Genomic DNA, 19,563 nt, shown 5'->3' with positions numbered 1-19,563 from the left:
GTGGTGACGTTCGCGCAGGCGCAGGAGCGCGCCGAGGAGTGGGTCAACGGTGATCTGCCTCCGTATCAGCATCAGGAGGTGCGGGTACGGGAGTTCGGGCTGGGTTTCGTGGTGTGGGCGGAGGGTCGCGAGGGCGGTCCGACGGCGGACACGGGGCGGCAGCGGCTGGTGATCGCGCGGGATTCGGGTGAGGCGACGCTGTGGCCGGGGTTGCCGGTGGGTGAGGTGATCCGGCGGTACGAGGAGGAGTACGGGGTCGAGGCGGAGGCTTCGGCGCCCGCTGCGGCCGTGCCGCCGGCGCGGATCGACCTGAACCAGACGTCGTTCCTGCTGAGTCCGCCGGAGTGGTTGCAGGACGCGGCGGACAAGATCGGTCTGCCGCAGCGGCCGAACGCGTCGCAGGAGGAGCGGGAGGACGCGGAGGCGGAGGCCGACGCGGACACGGGTTCGGTGCCGGGGGCGTCGGTGTCGTCGGCGGAGTCCGGGGTGTCGGAGGCGTCGGAGGGGGCGGGTGCTTCTGTCGCGCCCTCTTCTGCCCCTGTTTCTTCTTCCTCTTCTTCCGCCTCCTCTTCCTCTTCCTCTTCTGTTTCGTCCGAGGAGGCGGAGTACGAGCCGACGGCGATGGACGGGGTTCCGGCGACGCCGCCCGTGGTGCCGCCCGTGACGCCGCCGGGGAGTCCGTGGGTGGACGCCAACGCGAGTTCCGGCGGGGTGGAGGGTGTGCCGCTGCCGGCGACCGTGTTCGCGCCGCCGCTGTCGGGGGCCGATGACGAGGACGCGCCGGCGCCGGTGGTGGGCGCGGACGCGCCGACGGCGCTGATGCAGGGTGGCAGTGCGCTGCCGAAGACGGCCGTGGCGCCGCGTCTCGACCCGGCCGCGCCTCCGCCGTCGGGTGCCACGCCGCCGCCTCCGGCGGCTCCGCCGGTCGTTCCGCCGGGTGCGGGGGACATCGCGGACGCGGCGACGAGCAAGGCGCCGATGACGCCGAAGAAGACGGCTTCCGCTCCGGTCGCGCCGCCGTCTCCGCCGGGGGTGCCCGGTGGTACCTCGGGCGGGTCGGCGCCGGCGGCCGCGTACGTACCGACGCAGATGATGCCGCAGACGCCGCCGCCGTCGGGGGCCACGCCGCCTCCGCCGCCGGCGCCGCCGGGTCCGGTGACGCCGCCGCAGCCGGTGCACCACGCGGCGACGATGCTGGCGCATCCGGGTCCGGGCGGTACCGGTGGCGGTCAGGCCGCGCCGCCGCCTCCGCCTCCGCCGCCGGGTGCTCCCGGTGGTCCGGGGACGCCGGCGCACGGGATCGAGCACGCGCCGACGATGCTGGCCCAGCCGGGTCCGGGCGGCCCGGGTGCCGGTCCGGGTACGCCGCCGCCTCCGCCGGGCCCGGCCCCGGCGGCGCCGGCCGCGCCGCGTCCCCCCGCGCCTGCTCCCGCTCCTGCGCCTGCTCCGGCTCCCGCTCCTGGTCCCGCTCCTGCGTACGGGTATCCGCAGCAGCCGCCGGCCGGGGTGCCGACGGTCGGTCCGGGGTATCAGGCGGTGCTGCGGTACCGGGCGCCGGACGGTTCGGAGCAGCAGATCATCCGGCGTTCGGCGCCGGGTACGCCGCATCCGGAGTGGCAGATCCTGCACGAGCTGCGCGGGCTCGGTGTGCCGCCGCAGCAGGTGCTCGAACTGCACACGGAGCTGGAGTCCTGTGAGCTGCCCGGTGGTTACTGCGCGCGGATGATCCGCGAGACGTGGCCGCAGGCGCGGATCACCAGCATCGCCCCGTACGGCCGCGATCACGCGGGACGGCAGCAGGGCATGCGTCAACTCCTCACGCACCAGGGCGAGTTGCACCAGGTGGCGGACGGTCCGGCGCGTCCTGCTCCGGTACGGGCTCCGCTGCCGCCGGTGCAGCCGGCGCCGCCGGTGCCCCCGGAGGGCGTGGCGCAGGAGCTGGCGGGGGCGTTCGGGCCGGGGATCGTCCGGTTCGACCAGCGGGCGGTGTCCCGGCAGGGTGTGCCGGAGCTGGTGGCGGTGACGCTCCTGTGGGCGGGTCTGCCGGCGGACTTCGGGCCGTTCTTCTGGGCGCAGCCGGCGATGCCGGTGGTGCCGACGCTGGCGGAGCTGGCGGCGCAGCGGCAGGTGCCGGCGGCGCCGGACGCGAGCTCGTACCTGGTGCTCGGTTCGGACTTCGGGCGGGCGATCTGTGTCCAGTACGGGACCGCGCACATCGTGGCGGTGCCGGTGGAGGCGGGTCCGGGCGGGGCGTCGGTGCCGCCGCAGTTCGTGAACACGGGGCTGCCGGAGTTCGTGCGGTGCATGGCGCTGCTCGGCCGGATGTGGCGGCTGCGGTTCGGGCTCACGCCGGAGCAGGCGGGCCGCTGGACGGTGGACTTCCAGGCGCAGCTGGCGATGCTGGACCCGGCGGCGCTGTCGTCGCCGGAGAACTGGTGGTCGGTGCTCCTTGAGCAGATGTGGGACGGTCTGCTCTGACGCCCCCTTGAGGGCGCCCCCTTGAGGACGGCCACTTAGGCGGAATGTGATGAAGGGCGCTCGACGCGTGATCGCATCGGGCGCCTTTTGTCCGTTCTTATGGCGCATCCTGGAGGGGTGAGACCGTAGGGAAGGGGCGCCAGGGATGAGTTTCGCCGTCGGACGGGGTCGGGGGTACCGCCCGGAGCAGGTCGACCGCTACCTCGCCGCACTGTCCGGGGACCATGACGCGGCGTGGGAGCGGGCCGCGCGGCTCGCCGTCCTCGCCGAGGAGGCGGAGGCCGAGCTGGCCCGGCTGCGGGAGGCCGTGGCGGGGCTGAAGCCGCAGCGGTACGAGTCCCTGGGCGAGGCGGCGCAGCAGATCCTGCGGCTCGCGGAGCAGGAGGACGAGCGGCTGGTCCGCGCGGCCGAGGCGGAGGCCCAGGAGGTCGCGGAGGCCGCCGCCACGGCGGCCCGGGAGGCGCGCGAGGCGGCCGACGCGTACGCGGAAGGGGTACGGGCCGCGGCCGAGGCGCAGGCCCGCGCGACCCTGGAGGCCGCCCGCGAACGGGCCGAGGAGCTGACCGTCATCGCCCGCCGTGACGCCGAGGGCGCCAGGGCCGCGGCGGCGGAGACGTACGAGGAGACCGGGCGCCGCGCGGCCGAACTCCTGGCCCGCCAGGCCGAGGAGCACCGCACCGGCCGTACCGAGGCCGAACGCGCCGCCGAGACGGCCGCCGCCGAGCTCGACGCCCGCCACGCCGAGCTGATCGCCGGGGCCGAGGCCCGTCTGGAGGAGGCCCGCCGTGCCCTCGCCCGCACGGAGCAGGAGATGCGGCACCGGCAGGAGGACGCGGAGGCGAAGGCGGGGGAGATCCTGGCGGAGGCCCGGCTGAAGGGCGAGCGGATCGAGCGCGAGACGGAACGCGTCCTGCGCGAGCACGACGAGGCGCGCGACGAGATCCACTCCCACATGGAGCACATCCGCAGCTCGCTCGCGGCCCTGACGGGCCGGCCGGCGGGGCCCGGCGCTTCCGGTACGGAACGGGACAACCCCGAGGCCCCCGAGAACTGACCTCCTGAAGACGAATCCCCAGGCCCCGGCTGCGGATCGACTCCCCCGCGACCCGACCCGCAGCCGGAGACCCCGGTGGACGACCGAGGCCGTGGGGGGCCTTGGAAGGAAGTCTTCCGCATCGGTCCCTCCCTTTCCACGCGACAAAGTTGCAGACAATAATCTCGGCTGTCCGAAAACGTTCTCCCGGGCCGCTGCCGCGGTCCGCCCGACGCGGTGGGTCCCCAGGTGCGCATCTCTCCCGACGACCGGCGTTCCCTGAAGCGGATCCTCCAGGAGCGCCGGGCCGCGATCGCCCCGGAGAGCAGGGGGTTTCCCCGGCGCGCGCCCGGTCCGGGACGGCGGGCCGCCGGGCTGAACCAGGAGCAGATGGACGATCTGCTGCTGCGCTCCCGGGGCACGTACAACCGCTTCGAGAACGGTCGGCTCCCGCGCCCCAGCGGCGATTTCCTCGCCGCGGTCGCGAAGGTCCTGGAGCTGAGCGAGCAGGAGTGGACGTTCCTGTGGCGGCTGACCCGCAAGGAGAACCCGCCGCGCACGCTGCACAGCGGCTCGGGGATGTCCGTCGCCGACACCTGGCAGCAGATCCTCGACGGGATCGGCGGCGCGGTGGCGTACGTGAGCGACGCCGAGTTCACGGTCATCGCGCACAACGAGGAGTACCGCCGCCTCTTCCCGCCGGGCCGGGCCCCGCTCAACATCATGCGGTACCTGCTGCTCGACACCCGGGCCCGCACCGAGACCCTGACGCACTGGGAGACCCACTGGGCGCCGGCCATGCTGCCCCACTTCAAACAGGCCGTGGAGCAGCGCCCCGAGAGCCCCGTCCTCGCCCGTCTCGTACGGGATGTCCTGGCCGACCCGACGACCGGTCCGCTCTACCGCGCCTGCGCCTCCGTCCCCGTCGCCTACACCGACGGCATCGCGCTCCCCGTCCGCCACGCCGTCCACGGCCCCGGCCTCCTCACGACCTGCCTGGCCGAACCGGTCGCCGCGCCGGGAGCCCGCATCAACCTCAGCATCTACACACCCGGAGCCCCGCCGTGCGCATGACCCTGACGGCCGTGAACCTGGACTGCCCCGATCCGCTCGCCCTGGCCGCCTTCTACGCGGAGGCCACCGGCCTGTCCCCGCACGAGCGCTCGGACGCCGGCTTCGCGGGCCTGGTCGGGGAGGGCGGCGGCCTGCTCATCGGCTTCCAGCGGGTCGAGGACCACCGCCCGCCGACCTGGCCGGCCGGCGAGGTCCCGCCCCAGCTCCACCTCGACTTCGAGGTGGACGACCTGGACGAGGCGGTGGCCGCCCTGACCGCCCTGGGCGCCACCCTCCCCCCGCACCAGCCCCGCCCCGACCTGTGGCGCGTCCTCCTGGACCCGGCCGGCCACCCCTTCTGCGTCTCGCCCCGGAGGCGGCGGGGCGCGTGACCGGCTGACGGTGGTACCGCCCCCTGACCCGGGGTTCGCCCTGCCCGTGGCCGGAAATGGGCCGTCGGATACCTTCCTCTCTCCCAGGGGAGGGGAAAACGTTCATGCAATTCATGCCCACGCGCGGCCGCCGTCTCGCGGCCGCCGCCGTCGCCATCGCCCTCGCCGCCACCGGCGGCACGCTCACCGCGCTCCCGGCCACGGCCGCCGTGCCGCTCGCCGCGCAGGACCAGCAGCAGACCGCCGTACCGTTCCCGCGCAACGCGGACGTCGTCGGCGCCGGGCCGAGCGGCTTCCTGTCGAAGACCCGGGGCAGTACGCCCGAGTACCGCTGGACCTGGTACGCGGACGGGTCCTCGACCCCGGTGCCCGGGGCCTTCGCGGCCGGTGGGGCCTCGGACCTCGTCGTCACCGGCGAGCGGGCCTACCTGCCGGACAACCGGGTCCTGAAACTCCAGGACATGTCCACACCCGCGTCGGCGGCGGCCGGGCCGGTCGTGGTGGACCTCGACGCGCTCGGCACCGGCTCCGAGGTCTACGCGGTCTACGGTTCCACCCTCGTCGTCCTCGACCAGGCCAGGGAGGACAGCTACCGCACGCGTCTTTTCACCGTCCAGGACGGCAAGCTGACCGGCCGCCCGATCGCGGGACTGCCCGACAACTGTTCTTTCGGCGACGAAGGCGGCTACACGGCCGGTGCCGCGGTCTTCGATTGCTGGGGCGTCGCGGACGGTCCGGGCGTCAAGGCGGTCGTCGACCTCACCACGGCGACCGTGGAGTTCTCGCAGGTCCTGGACGGCCGGGGCGTGCCTCAGCGGAAGAACGCGATCTCCGACACGTACGCCGCGTGGCGGGAGTCCGACGGGACCACGGAGTGGTTCGGCGTGCACCGGCGCGGCACGTCCGAGCGCAAGCTGATCAAGGCGAGCGGCAGCTCGTACGACGCGTTCCACCTCGTCGGCGGATGGCTCGTCCAGGGGCAGCAGGTCCACATCGACACCACCGGCAACCCCAACGGCGCGTCCGCGCTCCCGGTGCGGCCCTTCACCGCCGAGTCCGTCGAGACGGGCGAGAAGGTCCAGCTCCTCACCGCCCACTCCTCCGCCGTCTCCGGCCCCGGCGGCACGCTCCTGGTGCGCGGCGGCACGCCCGACCGGGGCGAAGGGCTGTACCGGATCTCGCCGCGCGCCGACGGCGGCCGCCCGGTCGTCGAACTGGTCGCGGCCACGGGCCAGTCGACCGTCGTCACCCTCACCGGCTCCACCGTCCCGAAGGCGCTCACCGGTGAACAGGTCGCCCGCGGCGTCGACTTCGGCTGGGACCTGTCCCGGGCGGACAGCCGGGTGTGGCTGACGCTGACCCATGTGCGCAGCCGGCAGACCGTGTACGAGGGGTGGACCGTACCGTACGGCGTCGCCGCCGGGACGCCGCGCCGCTTCGCCTGGCACTGGGACGGCAAGGACCTGGAGGGCGGTCCCGGCCCCGCCCGCAACGGTGCGTACGAGTGGGAGCTCACCGCCCGCCCGGACGAGGGCATCGGCCCCACGCTGGTCACCACCGGCCGGTTCACCGTGAGCCGGCCCGCCGCCGCCCATGACTACGACGACGACGGCACGGCCGACCTCCTCGCCCGGGACCCCGGCGGGGTGCTGTGGCGCTTCGGCACCATGCCCACCGCCCCCGGCGGCTCCCTCACGGCCACCGGCGCCTCGCGGGTGGGCGGCGGCTGGAAGGCCTACGACCGGCTCGTGTCCGTCGGGAACGTGGCCGGCGGCTCCGCACCCGACAGCGTCGCCCGCGACCGTTCCGGCACGCTCTGGCTCTACCAGGGAACCGGCGACCGGAACGCGCCGCTCGCGCCCCGGACGCGGATCGGCGGCGGCTGGCAGGTCTACGACCGGATCACCGGCGGCAGCGATGTGACGGGAGACGGCCGCCCCGACCTCCTCGCCTCCGACAGGTCCGGCGTCCTGTGGCTCTACCCGGGCACCGGGAACGCCACCTCCCCGTTCGCCACCCGCAAGCGGGTCGGCGGCGGCTGGGGGATCTACAACGAGCTCACCGCCACCGGCAACCTCGGCGGCGCCCGCGCCGGAGACCTCCTCGCCCGGGACCGCGCGGGCGTGCTCTGGCTGTACCTCGGCAAGGGAGACGGCACCTTCGCGGCCCGGAAGCGGGTGGGCGGAGGGTGGGGCGTCTTCAAGGGCCTCACAGCCGTCGGAGACGCCAACGGCGACGGACGTGCCGACCTCGTCGCGTGGAACGGCGGCGAGACCTTCTACGCGGGTACGGGCGACTGGTCGGCCCCCTTCAAGCGCGGCGTCCAGAAGGGCCTGACCCAGGGCTTCTCGTACGACTCCGTCTTCTAGCCCGCCCCGTGCGCCGACCGCTGCCCCTCCGGCAGCGGCCGGCCCCTCAGCCGAGGGCGCACTCCGCCCACACCGTCTTCCCCGGCGCGCCGAGCCGTGGATGCCACCCCCACCGCTCGGCCAGCCCGCCGACGAGCAGCAACCCCCTTCCCCCTTCCCCGGGTTCCGGCTCCGGAAGACGACCGGGCCGGGGCGGTACGCGCTCCGCCCGTGTGTCGCTCACCTCGACCCGGGCCACCGCCCGGGGCGCCTCCGTGACGCGGAGGGAGAGGTGGAAGTCCCGCCCCGGCACATGCCCGTGCCGCACCGCGTTCGTCGCCAGCTCGCCCGCGACCAGCACGACGGCCTCGTGTGCCTCGCTCCCGTACGGCACCCCCCACTCGTCCAGCCGCACGGCGACCAGCCGCCGCGCGAGCCGGGCGCCGCGGGGTGTGGAGGTGAACCGCAGGGCGAAGGAACGGGTGTTCAAGTAGGGGGAGGTGCCCGTGAGTTGGGTGGGGCCGGTGGGGCTTCCGATGTTGCTCGTCATGCCTCCCAAGGTCCTCTTGGTGGCGTAGCGTGACCAGTGGTGACGCGCTGACGTGATCTGCTTGTACGTGGGGTGTCGGCGCCGGTACGAGAGGTGTGGTGCGGTGGCGAAAGAGCAGGCGGGCGCGGTACCTGAGACGGGGCCCGAGCCTGAGGCCGAGACGGAGTCCGGTCAGACGGCGGACAAGTCCAGCAGGGGTGTGGTGGCGGCGTTCGGGCAGAGTCTGAAGACGCTGCGGACGCGGGCGGGGATGGAACGGGAGGAGTTCGGCAAGCGGCTGGGGTATTCGGCGTCGACCATTGCCTCCTTCGAGCAGGGCCGGAGGATCCCGCCCCCGCGCGCGGTCGACCGGTCTGATGAAGTATTGGACGCGGGCGGGTTGTTGACCGTCTGGAAGGAGCAGCTGGAGCAGGCGCAGTACCCCGTCTTCTTCCAGGGGATGGCGCAGCTGGAGAAGCAGGCGATCGAGCTGCTGATGTACGACACGATGGTGGTCAACGGCCTGCTCCAGACCGAGGAGTACATGAGGGCGCTCCTGGCCATGCGGCGTCCGCCGCTGGACCAGGAGACGATCGAGCAGCGGGTGACGGCCCGGCTGGCGCGGCAGGACATCTTCGAGCGACGTCCCGCCCCTCTGCTGAGCTTCGTCATGGACGAGTCGGTGTTGCGGCACCGGTACGGCGGGACCAGCGTCCTGCGAGGGCAGTTGGAGCACCTGCTCCTGATCGGGCAGCGGCGTAACGTCGAACTCCAGGTCATGCCGACCGACTGCGAGGACAACGCGGGTGTGAACGGCCCGTTCACGGTCGTCACGCGCAAGGACGGCAAGAAGTTCCTCTACGTCGAGGCGCAGAACACCAGCTCGCTGGTAACCGATCCCGAGCAGACCGTTCTCGCCGCCGCACGCTATGGGATCATCCGTTCACAGGCTCTCACCCCGCGAGAGTCGCTTGCGTTCATCGAGAAGTTGCTGGGAGAGCTATGAACAACGCCGAGCCCCTCGCCTGGTTCAAGAGCAGCTACAGCGGAACCGAGGGCGGCCAGTGCATCGAGGTCGCGGCAGGCGCGGGCGCCGTGCACGTCCGCGACTCCAAGGACGTGGCCCGGCCGGCGCTCCGGGTGTCGCATGACGCGTGGGCGGGTTTTGTCGGGCTCGCCTCGGCGGAGTAGTACAGCCGCCGCCTGTACGTACGGGGGCCCTGCCTGTCCGAGCCGGACGGGCAGGGCCCCGCGTGTGCTACGAGAGGTCAGGCGAGTCGCCGCCCCAGCTTCGCCGACCTGCGGTTGTGCGCCTTCGTGTCCCACCACTCCTCCAGGTGGGCGTGGACGAGGCGCACGAGGTGCCCCAGTCGGTCGGGAGGGGGCGCGGGTGAGGTGAGCACGTCCGCCCAGGACTTGTCGTGCCAGGGCAGGGCGACCACCCATCGTTCGTCCGGGCGGCCCCGGCGGCGCACGGTCAGCCGGTACGTCAGCGTCGCGCTGCGGTCCGGGTGGTGCTCGACCGTCATCCCGGTGACGTCGAACCGGAGGCCGTCGGCGGTGACGTACGAGCGGCTCAGGGCCTGCACGGCTGGTGTCTGTTCCTCCATGGGGACCGGCCTTTGTTCGAAGCGGTGAAGTGCTCGGGCTCGTATGATCCCCGGAGGGACGGGGCTCGTAGCGCAGTGGTGGTCGCGCCTTCACCGCATGTGGGAGGACGCCGGTTCGAATCCGGCCGGCCCCGTCCCGTTCTCTTTCTGGCGGCTTCCCGCGACGCCTGGGAGCGCCTCGGTCCTCGCTCATGGCGTCCGGTGCGTCGAGGTCGCGACAGGCGTGGGCGCGGCACTTGACCTCAAGTGGACTTGAGGGACGAGGCTTTCCGCATGGACATCGAAGAGATGCAGCGACAGCTGCGGACGCTGACCGACCGTGCCGAGATCACCGACCTGATGGGCCGCTACCTGCGGTCCCTGGACGTGGGGGTCTTCGACGAGGAGTGGGCTCGGGCGTTCCACACCGAGGACGTCACCGCCGAGATGCCCATCGGCACGGTTCACGGGCGGGACGCCCTCCTGGCTCACATCCGGCGGGCGATGGCGCTGTTCGAGCGGACCGTGCACATGGGGACCGACCTCGTCGTCGAGGTCGACGGGGACCGGGCCACCGTGCGGGGCGCCCAGTTGAGCACGCACGTTCTGGCGGACGGGTCGGAGGGGCTGTTCGTCTCCGCCGGGCATGTCGACAACGAGCTGGTTCGGACGGGTGACGGGTGGCGGATCGCCGCTTCGGCGCTGCGGGTGGTGTGGACCCGGGGGGCTCCTCCTCGGCTGCCGGACGACTTCGTTCCCGCCCTCACGGCCTGAGGCCGGGGCGGTCGCATACGGAACGGATACCGTCGCCCTCTACTTCTCGTCCCCCGTCGCTTCCTTCAGGATCGGGAAGCGGCGGGGGGCCACCGTGAGGAGGGCCAGGAGGGCGAGGGCCGCTGCCGCCGCCGCGCCGAGGTAGACCCGGTCGACCGCCGCGTCGACCGCGCGGCGTACGGACTCGGTGGCGGCGCCGGTGGTGTCCAGGGAGCGCGCCAGCGTGTCGAGGTCCGTGCCGGCGCCCAGGCGGGCCGCGAGGACCGTGTTCGCGACCGCGCCGAAGGCCGCCGCGCCGACGCTCTGGCCGACCTGGCGGCAGAAGAGGACGGAGGCGGTGGTGGTGCCCCGTTCCTCGTACGGGACGGTGGACTGGACGCCGACCATCAGCGGGAGCTGGAAGAGGCCCAGGCAGGCGCCGAGGGCGAGCATCAGGAGGGCGGGCTGCCAGGGCTCGCCGGGGTACGGGAGGAACGGGAAGGCGAGCAGCAGGGCGAGGGCGCCGGTGATGCCGAGGACGGCGGTCAGGCGGAAGCCGATGCGGTTGTAGACGCGGTTCGAGAACGCGGCCGAGACGGGCCAGCTCAGCGTCCACGCGGAGAGGACGAAACCGGCGGCGATCGGGCCGAGGCCGAGGACCGCCTGGGCATAGGTCGGGAGGAAGACGACAGGGGCGACCATCAGGAGGCCGAGGGCGCCCAGGGCGAGGTTGACGGCGGCGATCGTACGGCGGCGCCAGACCCAGCCGGGGATGATCGGCTCGGCCGCGCGCCGCTCCACGACGACCGTGAGGCCGGCCAGGAGCGCCGCGCCGCCCAGGAGGCCCAGGGAGGGGGCGGAGAGCCAGGGCCAGGCGACGCCGCCCTGCACGAGGGCGGTCAGGAGGAGGGCGCCGGTCGCGAAGACGCCGAGGGCGCCGGGCCAGTCGATGCGTACCGGGGTCTTCTTCCTGTCCGCCCGGGCCGGTTCCTTGAGGTGGCGGGCGATCAGCCAGAGGGCGAGGCCGCCGACCGGGAGGTTGACGAGGAAGATCCAGCGCCAGTCCGCGTACCCGGCGAGGAGCCCGCCGACCGCCGGGCCCGCGACCGCCGAGGTGGCCCACACGGAGGACAGTTTCGCCTGGATCCTGGGGCGTTCCTTGAGCGGGTACAGGTCGGCGGCGATCGTCTGGACGGTGCCCTGGAGGGCGCCGCCGCCGAGGCCCTGGACGATGCGGAAGGCGATGAGGGCGGCCATGTTCCAGGCGGCGGCGCAGAGGAGCGAGCCGGCGAGGAAGGCGAGGGTGCCGGCGACGAGGACCGGTTTGCGGCCGAAGGTGTCGCTGAGCCTGCCGTACACGGGGAGGGTGACGGTGACGGCGAGGAGGTAGCCGGAGAAGAGCCAGGAGAAGACGGAGAGGCCGCCGAGGTCGCCGACGATCTGGGGGACGGCGGTGGCGACGACGGTGCCGTCGAGGGCGGCGAGCGCCATGCAGAGCATGAGGGCGGCCGCGACCGCGCCGCGGCGGCGGTCCGGGCGCGGGGGCGCGGGGGCGGTGTGCGCCGGGGCCGTTCTGCCGTCCGTCACCCTGCCGTCCTCCCCGTCGTCTCTCATTCTCGTATCTCATTCTTCGTACACCTAAATGTGCGCGGACAGGGTCTCACTCCGACCAGGGGCTGAGGAACCCCTAAGGGGTCCTCCCTCATACGAGCCAGGGGACGGTCGTCCCGGCGGAGGACGAGAAGCGGCGGGCGCGGTTCTTAGCTTGTTCTTACACACCGCTCGCGTCTGTTGAGGAGAAGACCGTGACCACGCCTGTGACCGCCCTCAAGCACGGGGGTACCGGAGGGAGTACGGCCGTCGCCGCGCGGGCGCGGCAGGTCGTCAAGGCGTACGGCTCCGGGGAGACCCGGGTCGTCGCCCTGGACCACGTCGACGTGGACATCGCCCGCGGCCGGTTCACCGCGATCATGGGCCCCTCGGGGTCCGGCAAGTCGACCCTGATGCACTGCCTGGCCGGGCTCGACACCGTCACGAGCGGGCAGATCTTCCTCGACGAGACCGAGATCACCGGGCTCGGGGACAGGAAGCTCACCCGGCTGCGCCGGGACCGGATCGGCTTCATCTTCCAGGCGTTCAACCTGCTGCCGACGCTGAGCGCGCTGGAGAACATCACGCTGCCGATGGACATCGCGGGCCGCAAGCCCGACCGGGCGTGGCTGGACCGGGTCGTCGACACCGTGGGGCTCGCCGGGCGGCTGAAGCACCGGCCGACCGAGCTGTCCGGCGGGCAGCAGCAGCGGGTCGCCGTCGCGCGGGCGCTCGCCGCCCGGCCGGAGATCATCTTCGGGGACGAGCCGACCGGGAACCTGGACTCGCGGGCCGGTGCCGAGGTCCTCGGCTTCCTGCGGCAGTCGGTCGACGAGCTGGGGCAGACGATCGTCATGGTCACCCACGACCCGGTCGCCGCCTCCTACGCGGACCGGGTGCTGTACCTGGCGGACGGGCGGATCGTGGACGAGATGGAGCGGCCGACGGCCGACGCCGTCCTGGATCGCATGAAGGACTTCGACGCGCGGGGGCGGACGTCGTGACCGTGTTCAGAACCTCGCTGAGAAACGTCCTCGCGCACAAGGGGCGGATGGCGCTCTCCGCCGTCGCCGTGCTCCTCTCCGTCGCGTTCGTGTCCGGGACCCTGGTCTTCACCGACACGATGAACACGACCTTCGACAAGCTCTTCGCCGTCACCGCCTCCGACGTCACCGTCTCCCCGGCGGGCTCCGACCCGACCGACGAGCACCCGGCCACCGGCCGCCCCGACTCCTTCCCGGACTCGGTCGTCGCCGAGGTGCGGAAGGCGCAGGGCGTCGCGGACGCGCAGGGCTCCGTCACCTCCATGGGCGTCACCGTCGTCGACAAGGGCGACAAGAACGTCGGGCCGACCACCGGCGCCCCGACGATCGCCGTCAACTGGAGCCCGTACGAGCTCCGCTCGGTCGAGCTCGCCGAGGGGCGTGAGCCGCGCGGTCCCGCCGACGTCGTCGTCGACCGGGGCACCGCCGACAAGCACAGTCTGAAGGTCGGCGACCCGCTCCGTACGATCTCCGCCGCCGGCGACTTCACCGCGAAGATCTCCGGCATCGTCGAGTTCAAGGTCACCAACCCGGGTGCCACCGTCGTCTACTTCGACACCGCGACCGCGCAGCGTGAACTCCTCGGCAAGGAGGGGCTGTTCACACAGGTCATGGTGGAGGCGGGGCCGGGGGTCGCGGACGAGACGCTGAGGGCGGACGTCGCCGCCGCACTGGGGAACGGATACAAAATCCAAACCGCTGACGAGGTGGCCGACGCGGGCCGCAAGGACGTCGGCGAGTTCCTCGACATCATGAAGTACGCGATGCTCGGCTTCGCCGGGATCGCCTTCCTCGTCGGCATCTTCCTCATCGTCAACACCTTCTCCATGCTGGTCGCCCAGCGCACCCGCGAGATCGGCCTGCTCCGGGCCGTCGGATCCAGCCGCGAGCAGATCAACCGCTCCGTGCTCGTCGAGGCCGTCCTCCTCGGGCTCGTCGGCTCGGTCGCCGGTGTCGTCGCAGGTGTCGGGCTCGCCATCGGCCTGATGGAGCTCATGTCGGCCATGGGCATGGAGCTGTCCACCCGCGACCTCACCGTCGCCTGGACGACACCGGCCGTCGGCCTCGCCCTCGGCGTCCTCGTCACCGTCCTCGCCGCCTACGTCCCGGCCCGCCGGGCCGGGAAGGTCTCCCCGATGGCCGCCCTCCGCGACGCCGGCACCCCCGCCGACGGGCGCGCCGGACGGGTACGCGGCGGGCTCGGGCTGCTCCTCACGCTCGCCGGCGGCGGCGCGCTGTGGGCCGCGACCCAGACCGAGAAGGCCGGTACGGGCTCGCTGTGGCTCGGCGCCGGAGTCGTACTCTCGCTGCTCGGCTTCGTCGTCATCGGCCCGGTCCTCGCGGGCGGCGTCGTCCGCGCCCTGGGCCTGGTCGTCCTGCGGGTCTTCGGGCCCGTCGGCCGGATGGCCGAGCGGAACGCGCTCCGCAACCCGCGCCGCACCGGCGCGACCGGCGCCGCCCTGATGATCGGCCTCGCGCTCGTCGCCTGCCTCTCCGTCGTCGGCTCCTCCATGGTCGCCTCGGCCACCGACGAGCTCGACCGGTCCGTCGGCGCGGACTACATCGTCCGGAACCGGATGGGCGCGCCGATCGTGCCGCAGGCGCAGGCCGCCGTGGAGAAGGTCCCGGGCCTCGACCACGTCACCGAGTACCGCCCCGTCGACGTCCGGATCACCGACCCGCGCGGCACCGCGTCGGAGGAACGCCTGGCGGCGACCGAGCCGACCTACCCGGGCGACCTGAGGCGCGAGGTCACCGCCGGCGACCTGGCGGCGGCGTACGCCCCCGGCGCGATGTCCGTCGGCAGCGACTACGCGACCGAGCACGGCGTGAAGGTCGGCGACACCCTGACCGTCGCCTTCACCCACGGCTCGACGGCGAAGCTGAAGGTCGCCGCGATCACGAAGGACGTCGGCAACGTCGACGACGGCGCCATGTACACGAACGTCGCCACCGCCCGCGCGCACCTGCCGGCCGAGCGGCTGCCGGCCAGCGTGCTGCTGCTCGCCAGCGCGAAGGACGGGCAGGAGGACGCGGCGTACGAGGCCCTGAAGACGGCGCTCGCCCCGTACCCCCAGTACACGGTCTCCGACCAGGCCGACTACAAGGAGGACCTGAAGAACCAGGTCGGCCAGCTCCTGAACATCGTCTACGGCCTGCTGGCGCTCGCGATCATCGTCGCGGTCCTGGGTGTCGTGAACACCCTGGCCCTGTCGGTGGTCGAGCGTACCCGCGAGATCGGCCTCATGCGGGCGATCGGCCTCTCCCGCCGCCAGCTGCGCCGCATGATCCGCCTGGAGTCGGTCGTCATCGCCCTCTTCGGCGCGCTGCTCGGCCTGGGCCTCGGCATGGCCTGGGGCACCGCCGCGCAGAAACTCCTCGCCCTGGAGGGCCTCGGCGTCCTGGAGATCCCCTGGCCGACGATCCTCACGGTCTTCGCCGGCTCCGCCTTCGTGGGCCTTTTCGCGGCGCTGGTCCCGGCGTTCCGCGCGGGCCGCATGAACGTCCTGAACGCGATCGCGACCGAGTAGCGGGGCGGCACCCCGCCGGGCCCCGCGCGGGCGCGCGGCCCGCTGGGCGGTGCCCCCGGACCCCGTCCCGGTGCGGGCTGCGCCCGCGTCCCCTGGGGGCACCCCCTGGACGAAGTCCTTGGGGGAGGAACGATTGCCCACAACGGAACGGCGGCGCGGCGCCCGTGGCGGGGCGTCGCGCCTGCCGGGCGGGCAGGAGCTTCACTCGGCCGCGCCGAATGCCTCGCCCCGTCCCTCGGGGAGCTCGTCGACGTCGTCGGCGACCGTGATCCGGCCCCGTAGGGAGCCTCGTGCGGTGCGCCGGACCTTCCCCTTCGGCGGGATCACCTTCGCGACCGGTTCGCCGGCCTTGCTTATGATCACCTCCTCGCCGGCGGCGACCAGCTCCAGGATCTCGGAGAAGTGGGCCGACACCTCGTGGACGTCGTACTGCGGGGCTGCTTCCATGGCGGCCTCTCGGGGCTCGACTACAGCGGGTGGGCTGAGTAGCCGGACGAAAATATTCGGGTCGGCCGAAGAGACGCCCCTCCCTTCACCCCTCCGGGTGAGGACCTCACCCCGCCGAGTGAGCGTGATCCCTCGCGCCGGTGTCACCCCGGCGTCGTAGGGTGGAGGCCCCGGCCCGTGTGACGTGTCGGGCCGTTCGCGTTGTCCGCTTGTTCGTTCACTCCTCGTACGTACCGGGATGGAAGCCCCATGAGCCTGCACGGTCTGCTCGACCTCGTCGTCAAGGACGCGGCCCTCGCGGAGGCGGTGACGGCCGCTTCCGACGGGCACCGCCCGCACGTGGACCTGGTGGGGCCCGCCGCCGCCCGGCCGTTCGCCGTGGCGGCGCTGGCGCGGGACTCGGGGCGGCCGGTGCTCGCGGTGACGGCGACCGGGCGGGAGGCCGAGGACCTGGCGGCGGCGCTGCGGTCGCTCCTCGACCCGGACACGGTGGCCGAGTACCCGTCGTGGGAGACGCTGCCGCACGAGCGGCTCTCGCCCCGCTCGGACACGGTCGGCCGGCGCCTCGCCGTCCTGCGGCGCCTCGCGCACCCGAGCCCGGACGACCCGGCCGCCGGGCCCGTCTCCGTCGTCGTCGCGCCGATCCGTTCCGTACTCCAGCCGCAGGTGAAGGGGCTGGGGGACCTGGAGCCCGTCGCGCTGCGGTCGGGGCAGACGGCGGAGCTCGGCGCCGTCGTCGAGGGGCTCGCGGCCGCCGCGTACTCCCGGGTCGAACTCGTCGAGAAGCGCGGCGAGTTCGCCGTCCGCGGCGGCATCCTGGACGTCTTCCCGCCGACCGAGGAGCACCCGCTCCGGATCGAGTTCTGGGGCGACGACGTCGAGGAGATCCGTTACTTCAAGGTCGCCGACCAGCGCTCCCTCGAAGTCGCCGAGCACGGCCTGTGGGCGCCGCCCTGCCGTGAACTGCTGCTGACGGAGGACGTCCGCACGCGCGCGCGTGCCCTCGCCGAGCAGCACCCCGAGCTCGGCGAGATGCTGAACAAGATCGCCGAGGGGATCGCCGTCGAGGGCATGGAGTCCCTCGCCCCGGTCCTCGTCGACGACATGGAGCTGCTGCTCGACGTCCTCCCGGCCGGCGCGATGGCCGTCGTCTGCGACCCGGAGCGGGTCCGTACCCGGGCCGCCGACCTCGTCGCCACCAGCCAGGAGTTCCTCCAGGCCTCGTGGGCGGCGACGGCCGGCGGCGGAGAGGCGCCGATCGACGTCGGCGCGGCCTCCCTGTGGGGCATCGCGGACGTACGGGACCGGGCGCGGGAGCTCGGCATGATGTGGTGGTCGGTGTCGCCGTTCGCGGCGGACGCCGAGACCGACGGCGACACGCTCACCCTCGGCATGCACGCCCCCGAGGCGTACCGGGGCGACACGGCCCGCGCGCTCGCCGACACCAAGGGCCGGCTGGCCGACGGCTGGCGGACGGTGTACGTGACGGAGGCGCACGGCCCCGCCTCCCGCACGGTCGAGGTGCTCGGCGGCGAGGGCGTACCGGCCCGTCTGACGGCCGACCTGACGGAGGTGGACCCGGCCGTCGTGCACGTGGCGTGCGGCGCGATCGACCACGGCTTCGTCGACCCGGCGCTGAAGCTCGCCGTCCTGACGGAGACCGACCTGTCCGGCCAGAAGGCGGCCGGCAAGGACGGGCAGCGGATGCCCGCCAAGCGGCGCAAGACGATCGACCCGCTCACCCTGGAGGCCGGCGACCACATCGTCCACGAGCAGCACGGCGTCGGCCGCTACATCGAGATGGTGCAGCGCACGGTGCAGGGCGCGACCCGCGAGTACCTGCTCGTCGAGTACGCCCCCGCCAAGCGCGGCCAGCCCGGCGACCGCCTCTACATCCCGACCGACCAGCTGGAGCAGGTCACCAAGTACGTCGGCGGCGAGGCGCCCACCCTGCACCGGCTCGGCGGCGCGGACTGGACGAAGACGAAGCAGCGGGCGAAGAAGGCGGTCAAGGAGATCGCCGCCGACCTGATCAAGCTGTACTCGGCCCGGATGGCGGCCCCCGGCCACGCCTTCGGCCCGGACACCCCGTGGCAGCGGGAGCTGGAGGACGCCTTCCCGTACGCGGAGACCCCCGACCAGCTGTCCACGATCGCCGAGGTGAAGGAGGACATGGAGAAGACGGTCCCGATGGACCGGCTGATCTGCGGCGACGTCGGCTACGGCAAGACGGAGATCGCGGTACGGGCCGCGTTCAAGGCGGTCCAGGACGGCAAGCAGGTCGCGGTCCTCGTGCCGACGACGCTTCTCGTGCAGCAGCACTACGGCACCTTCTCCGAGCGGTACGGCCAGTTCCCGGTCAACGTCCGCGCCCTGTCCCGCTTCCAGACGGACGCGGAGGCGAAGGCGACCCTGGAGGGCCTCAGGGAGGGCTCGGTCGACGTCGTCATCGGCACCCACCGCCTCTTCTCGTCCGAGACGAAGTTCAAGGACCTGGGCCTGGTCATCGTCGACGAGGAGCAGCGCTTCGGCGTCGAGCACAAGGAGCAGCTGAAGAAGCTGCGCGCCAACGTCGACGTCCTGACGATGTCCGCCACCCCCATCCCCCGCACCCTGGAGATGGCGGTCACGGGCATCCGCGAGATGTCCACGATCACCACACCGCCGGAGGAGCGGCACCCGGTCCTCACCTTCGTCGGCCCGTACGAGGAGAAGCAGATCGGCGCGGCGATCCGCCGCGAGCTGCTGCGCGAGGGCCAGGTCTTCTACATCCACAACCGGGTGGACTCGATCGACCGGGCGGCGGCGCGGCTGCGCGAGATCGTGCCGGAGGCGCGGATCGCGACGGCCCACGGCCAGATGGGCGAGACCGCCCTGGAGCAGGTGGTCGTCGACTTCTGGGAGAAGAAGTTCGACGTGCTCGTCTCGACGACGATCGTCGAGTCCGGCATCGACATCTCCAACGCCAACACCCTCATCGTCGAGCGCGGCGACAACTTCGGCCTCTCGCAGCTCCACCAGCTGCGCGGCCGCGTCGGCCGGGGCCGGGAGCGCGGCTACGCGTACTTCCTCTACCCGCCGGAGAAGCCGCTCACGGAGACCGCGCACGAACGGCTCGCGACGATCGCCCAGCACACCGAGATGGGCGCCGGCATGTACGTGGCGATGAAGGACCTGGAGATCCGCGGCGCGGGCAACCTGCTCGGCGGCGAGCAGTCCGGCCACATCGCGGGCGTCGGCTTCGACCTGTACGTCCGCATGGTCGGCGAGGCGGTCGCGGACTACCGGGCCTCCCTGGAGGGCGGGGCCGAGGAGGAGCCGCCGCTGGAGGTCAAGATCGAGCTTCCCGTCGACGCCCACGTCCCCCACGACTACGCCCCCGGCGAGCGCCTGCGCCTCCAGGCGTACCGCTCGATCGCCTCCGCGAACTCGGAGGAGGACATCAAGGCGGTACGGGAGGAACTGACCGACCGCTACGGCAAGCCCCCCGAGCCGGTGGAGAACCTGCTGCTCGTGGCGGGTCTGCGCATGCTGGCCCGCTCCTGCGGGGTCGGCGAGATCGTCCTCCAGGGCCCGAACATCCGCTTCGCCCCGGTGGAGTTGAGGGAGTCGCAGGAGCTGCGCCTCAAGCGCCTCCACCCCAAGTCCGTGATCAAGCCGGCCGTCCACCAGATCCTCGTCCCCCGCCCGGCGACCCGCCCGATCGGCGGCAAGCCGCTGGTCGGCCGCGAACTGCTGGCGTGGACGGGGGAGTTCCTGACGACGATCCTGGACTGA

The 19,563-nt window shown here is 73.0% G+C and carries 15 protein-coding genes and 1 tRNA gene; 12 read left to right on the top strand and 4 right to left on the bottom strand.

Going from position 1 to position 19,563, the window contains the following annotated elements:
• The 5 genes from QK442_RS06515 to QK442_RS06495 all read left to right on the top strand — a co-directional run bounded on the left by QK442_RS06515 (position 1) and on the right by QK442_RS06495 (position 7,325).
• Positions 1-2,478: an SUKH-4 family immunity protein gene (locus QK442_RS06515; protein ID WP_282692872.1), complete on the top strand. Its 2,478-nt coding sequence runs from the start codon at positions 1-3 to the stop codon at positions 2,476-2,478.
• Positions 2,479-2,623: 145 nt separating this feature from the next.
• Positions 2,624-3,532 carry a cellulose-binding protein gene (locus tag QK442_RS06510; RefSeq protein ID WP_282692871.1) on the top strand — a complete coding sequence of 303 codons (909 nt, stop codon included), beginning with the start codon at positions 2,624-2,626 and terminating at the stop codon, positions 3,530-3,532.
• Positions 3,533-3,760: 228 nt separating this feature from the next.
• Positions 3,761-4,585, top strand: coding sequence for a helix-turn-helix domain-containing protein (locus QK442_RS06505; protein ID WP_282692870.1), 825 nt, complete (start codon positions 3,761-3,763; stop codon positions 4,583-4,585).
• Positions 4,582-4,956 carry a VOC family protein gene (locus QK442_RS06500; RefSeq protein WP_282693115.1) on the top strand — a complete coding sequence of 125 codons (375 nt, stop codon included), beginning with the start codon at positions 4,582-4,584 and terminating at the stop codon, positions 4,954-4,956. Before QK442_RS06505 ends, QK442_RS06500 begins: the two co-directional genes overlap by 4 nt.
• Before the next feature lie 104 nt (positions 4,957-5,060).
• Complete coding sequence (locus QK442_RS06495) at positions 5,061-7,325, top strand: VCBS repeat-containing protein (RefSeq protein WP_282692869.1); 2,265 nt, start codon at positions 5,061-5,063, stop codon at positions 7,323-7,325.
• Positions 7,326-7,371: 46 nt separating this feature from the next.
• Here the strand turns inward: QK442_RS06495 and QK442_RS06490 are convergent, their stop codons facing one another.
• A complete protein-coding gene (locus QK442_RS06490; protein ID WP_282692868.1) occupies positions 7,372-7,854 on the bottom strand; it encodes an ATP-binding protein in 483 nt (160 codons plus the stop codon).
• A 199-nt stretch (positions 7,855-8,053) separates the two neighbouring features.
• Here QK442_RS06490 and QK442_RS06485 point away from each other — a divergent pair, with 199 nt between their 5' ends.
• The gene (locus QK442_RS06485) at positions 8,054-8,839 is read left to right on the top strand and encodes a helix-turn-helix transcriptional regulator (protein WP_282693114.1); all 786 of its coding nucleotides are present in this window, start codon (positions 8,054-8,056) and stop codon (positions 8,837-8,839) included.
• Positions 8,836-9,024 (top strand): DUF397 domain-containing protein, encoded by a 189-nt coding sequence (locus tag QK442_RS06480; RefSeq protein WP_282692867.1) that lies wholly within the window; start codon positions 8,836-8,838, stop codon positions 9,022-9,024. The genes QK442_RS06485 and QK442_RS06480 overlap by 4 nt, the downstream gene beginning before the upstream one ends.
• A gap of 77 nt (positions 9,025-9,101) precedes the next feature.
• Here the strand turns inward: QK442_RS06480 and QK442_RS06475 are convergent, their stop codons facing one another.
• The gene (locus QK442_RS06475; RefSeq protein WP_282692866.1) at positions 9,102-9,443 is read right to left on the bottom strand and encodes a hypothetical protein; all 342 of its coding nucleotides are present in this window, start codon (positions 9,441-9,443) and stop codon (positions 9,102-9,104) included.
• 60 nt (positions 9,444-9,503) lie between these two features.
• On the opposite strand from QK442_RS06475, the gene QK442_RS06470 reads away from it, so the two are divergent.
• Both QK442_RS06470 and QK442_RS06465 read left to right on the top strand, forming a co-directional pair.
• A tRNA-Ala gene (locus tag QK442_RS06470) sits at positions 9,504-9,577 on the top strand.
• Positions 9,578-9,716: 139 nt separating this feature from the next.
• Entirely contained in the window at positions 9,717-10,196 is a 480-nt protein-coding gene (locus QK442_RS06465) for a nuclear transport factor 2 family protein (protein ID WP_282692865.1), read from the top strand.
• A gap of 39 nt (positions 10,197-10,235) precedes the next feature.
• Here QK442_RS06465 and QK442_RS06460 read toward each other — a convergent pair whose 3' ends face one another.
• A complete protein-coding gene (locus tag QK442_RS06460) occupies positions 10,236-11,789 on the bottom strand; it encodes an MFS transporter (RefSeq protein ID WP_282692864.1) in 1,554 nt (517 codons plus the stop codon).
• A gap of 191 nt (positions 11,790-11,980) precedes the next feature.
• Here QK442_RS06460 and QK442_RS06455 point away from each other — a divergent pair, with 191 nt between their 5' ends.
• Both QK442_RS06455 and QK442_RS06450 read left to right on the top strand, forming a co-directional pair.
• The gene (locus QK442_RS06455) at positions 11,981-12,769 is read left to right on the top strand and encodes an ABC transporter ATP-binding protein (protein WP_282692863.1); all 789 of its coding nucleotides are present in this window, start codon (positions 11,981-11,983) and stop codon (positions 12,767-12,769) included.
• Complete coding sequence (locus QK442_RS06450) at positions 12,766-15,339, top strand: ABC transporter permease (RefSeq protein ID WP_282692862.1); 2,574 nt, start codon at positions 12,766-12,768, stop codon at positions 15,337-15,339. Before QK442_RS06455 ends, QK442_RS06450 begins: the two co-directional genes overlap by 4 nt.
• Before the next feature lie 201 nt (positions 15,340-15,540).
• On the opposite strand, the gene QK442_RS06445 is transcribed toward QK442_RS06450, so the two are convergent.
• Positions 15,541-15,786 carry a type II toxin-antitoxin system prevent-host-death family antitoxin gene (locus QK442_RS06445; protein ID WP_282692861.1) on the bottom strand — a complete coding sequence of 82 codons (246 nt, stop codon included), beginning with the start codon at positions 15,784-15,786 and terminating at the stop codon, positions 15,541-15,543.
• A gap of 249 nt (positions 15,787-16,035) precedes the next feature.
• Between QK442_RS06445 and mfd the strand changes: the two genes are divergently transcribed.
• The gene (mfd, locus tag QK442_RS06440) at positions 16,036-19,563 is read left to right on the top strand and encodes a transcription-repair coupling factor (protein ID WP_282692860.1); all 3,528 of its coding nucleotides are present in this window, start codon (positions 16,036-16,038) and stop codon (positions 19,561-19,563) included.

It is taken from the genome of Streptomyces sp. CC208A (assembly GCF_030010625.1).
GTDB lineage: Bacteria > Actinomycetota > Actinomycetes > Streptomycetales > Streptomycetaceae > Streptomyces.
This window is presented reverse-complemented; position numbering and strand designations above follow the sequence as displayed.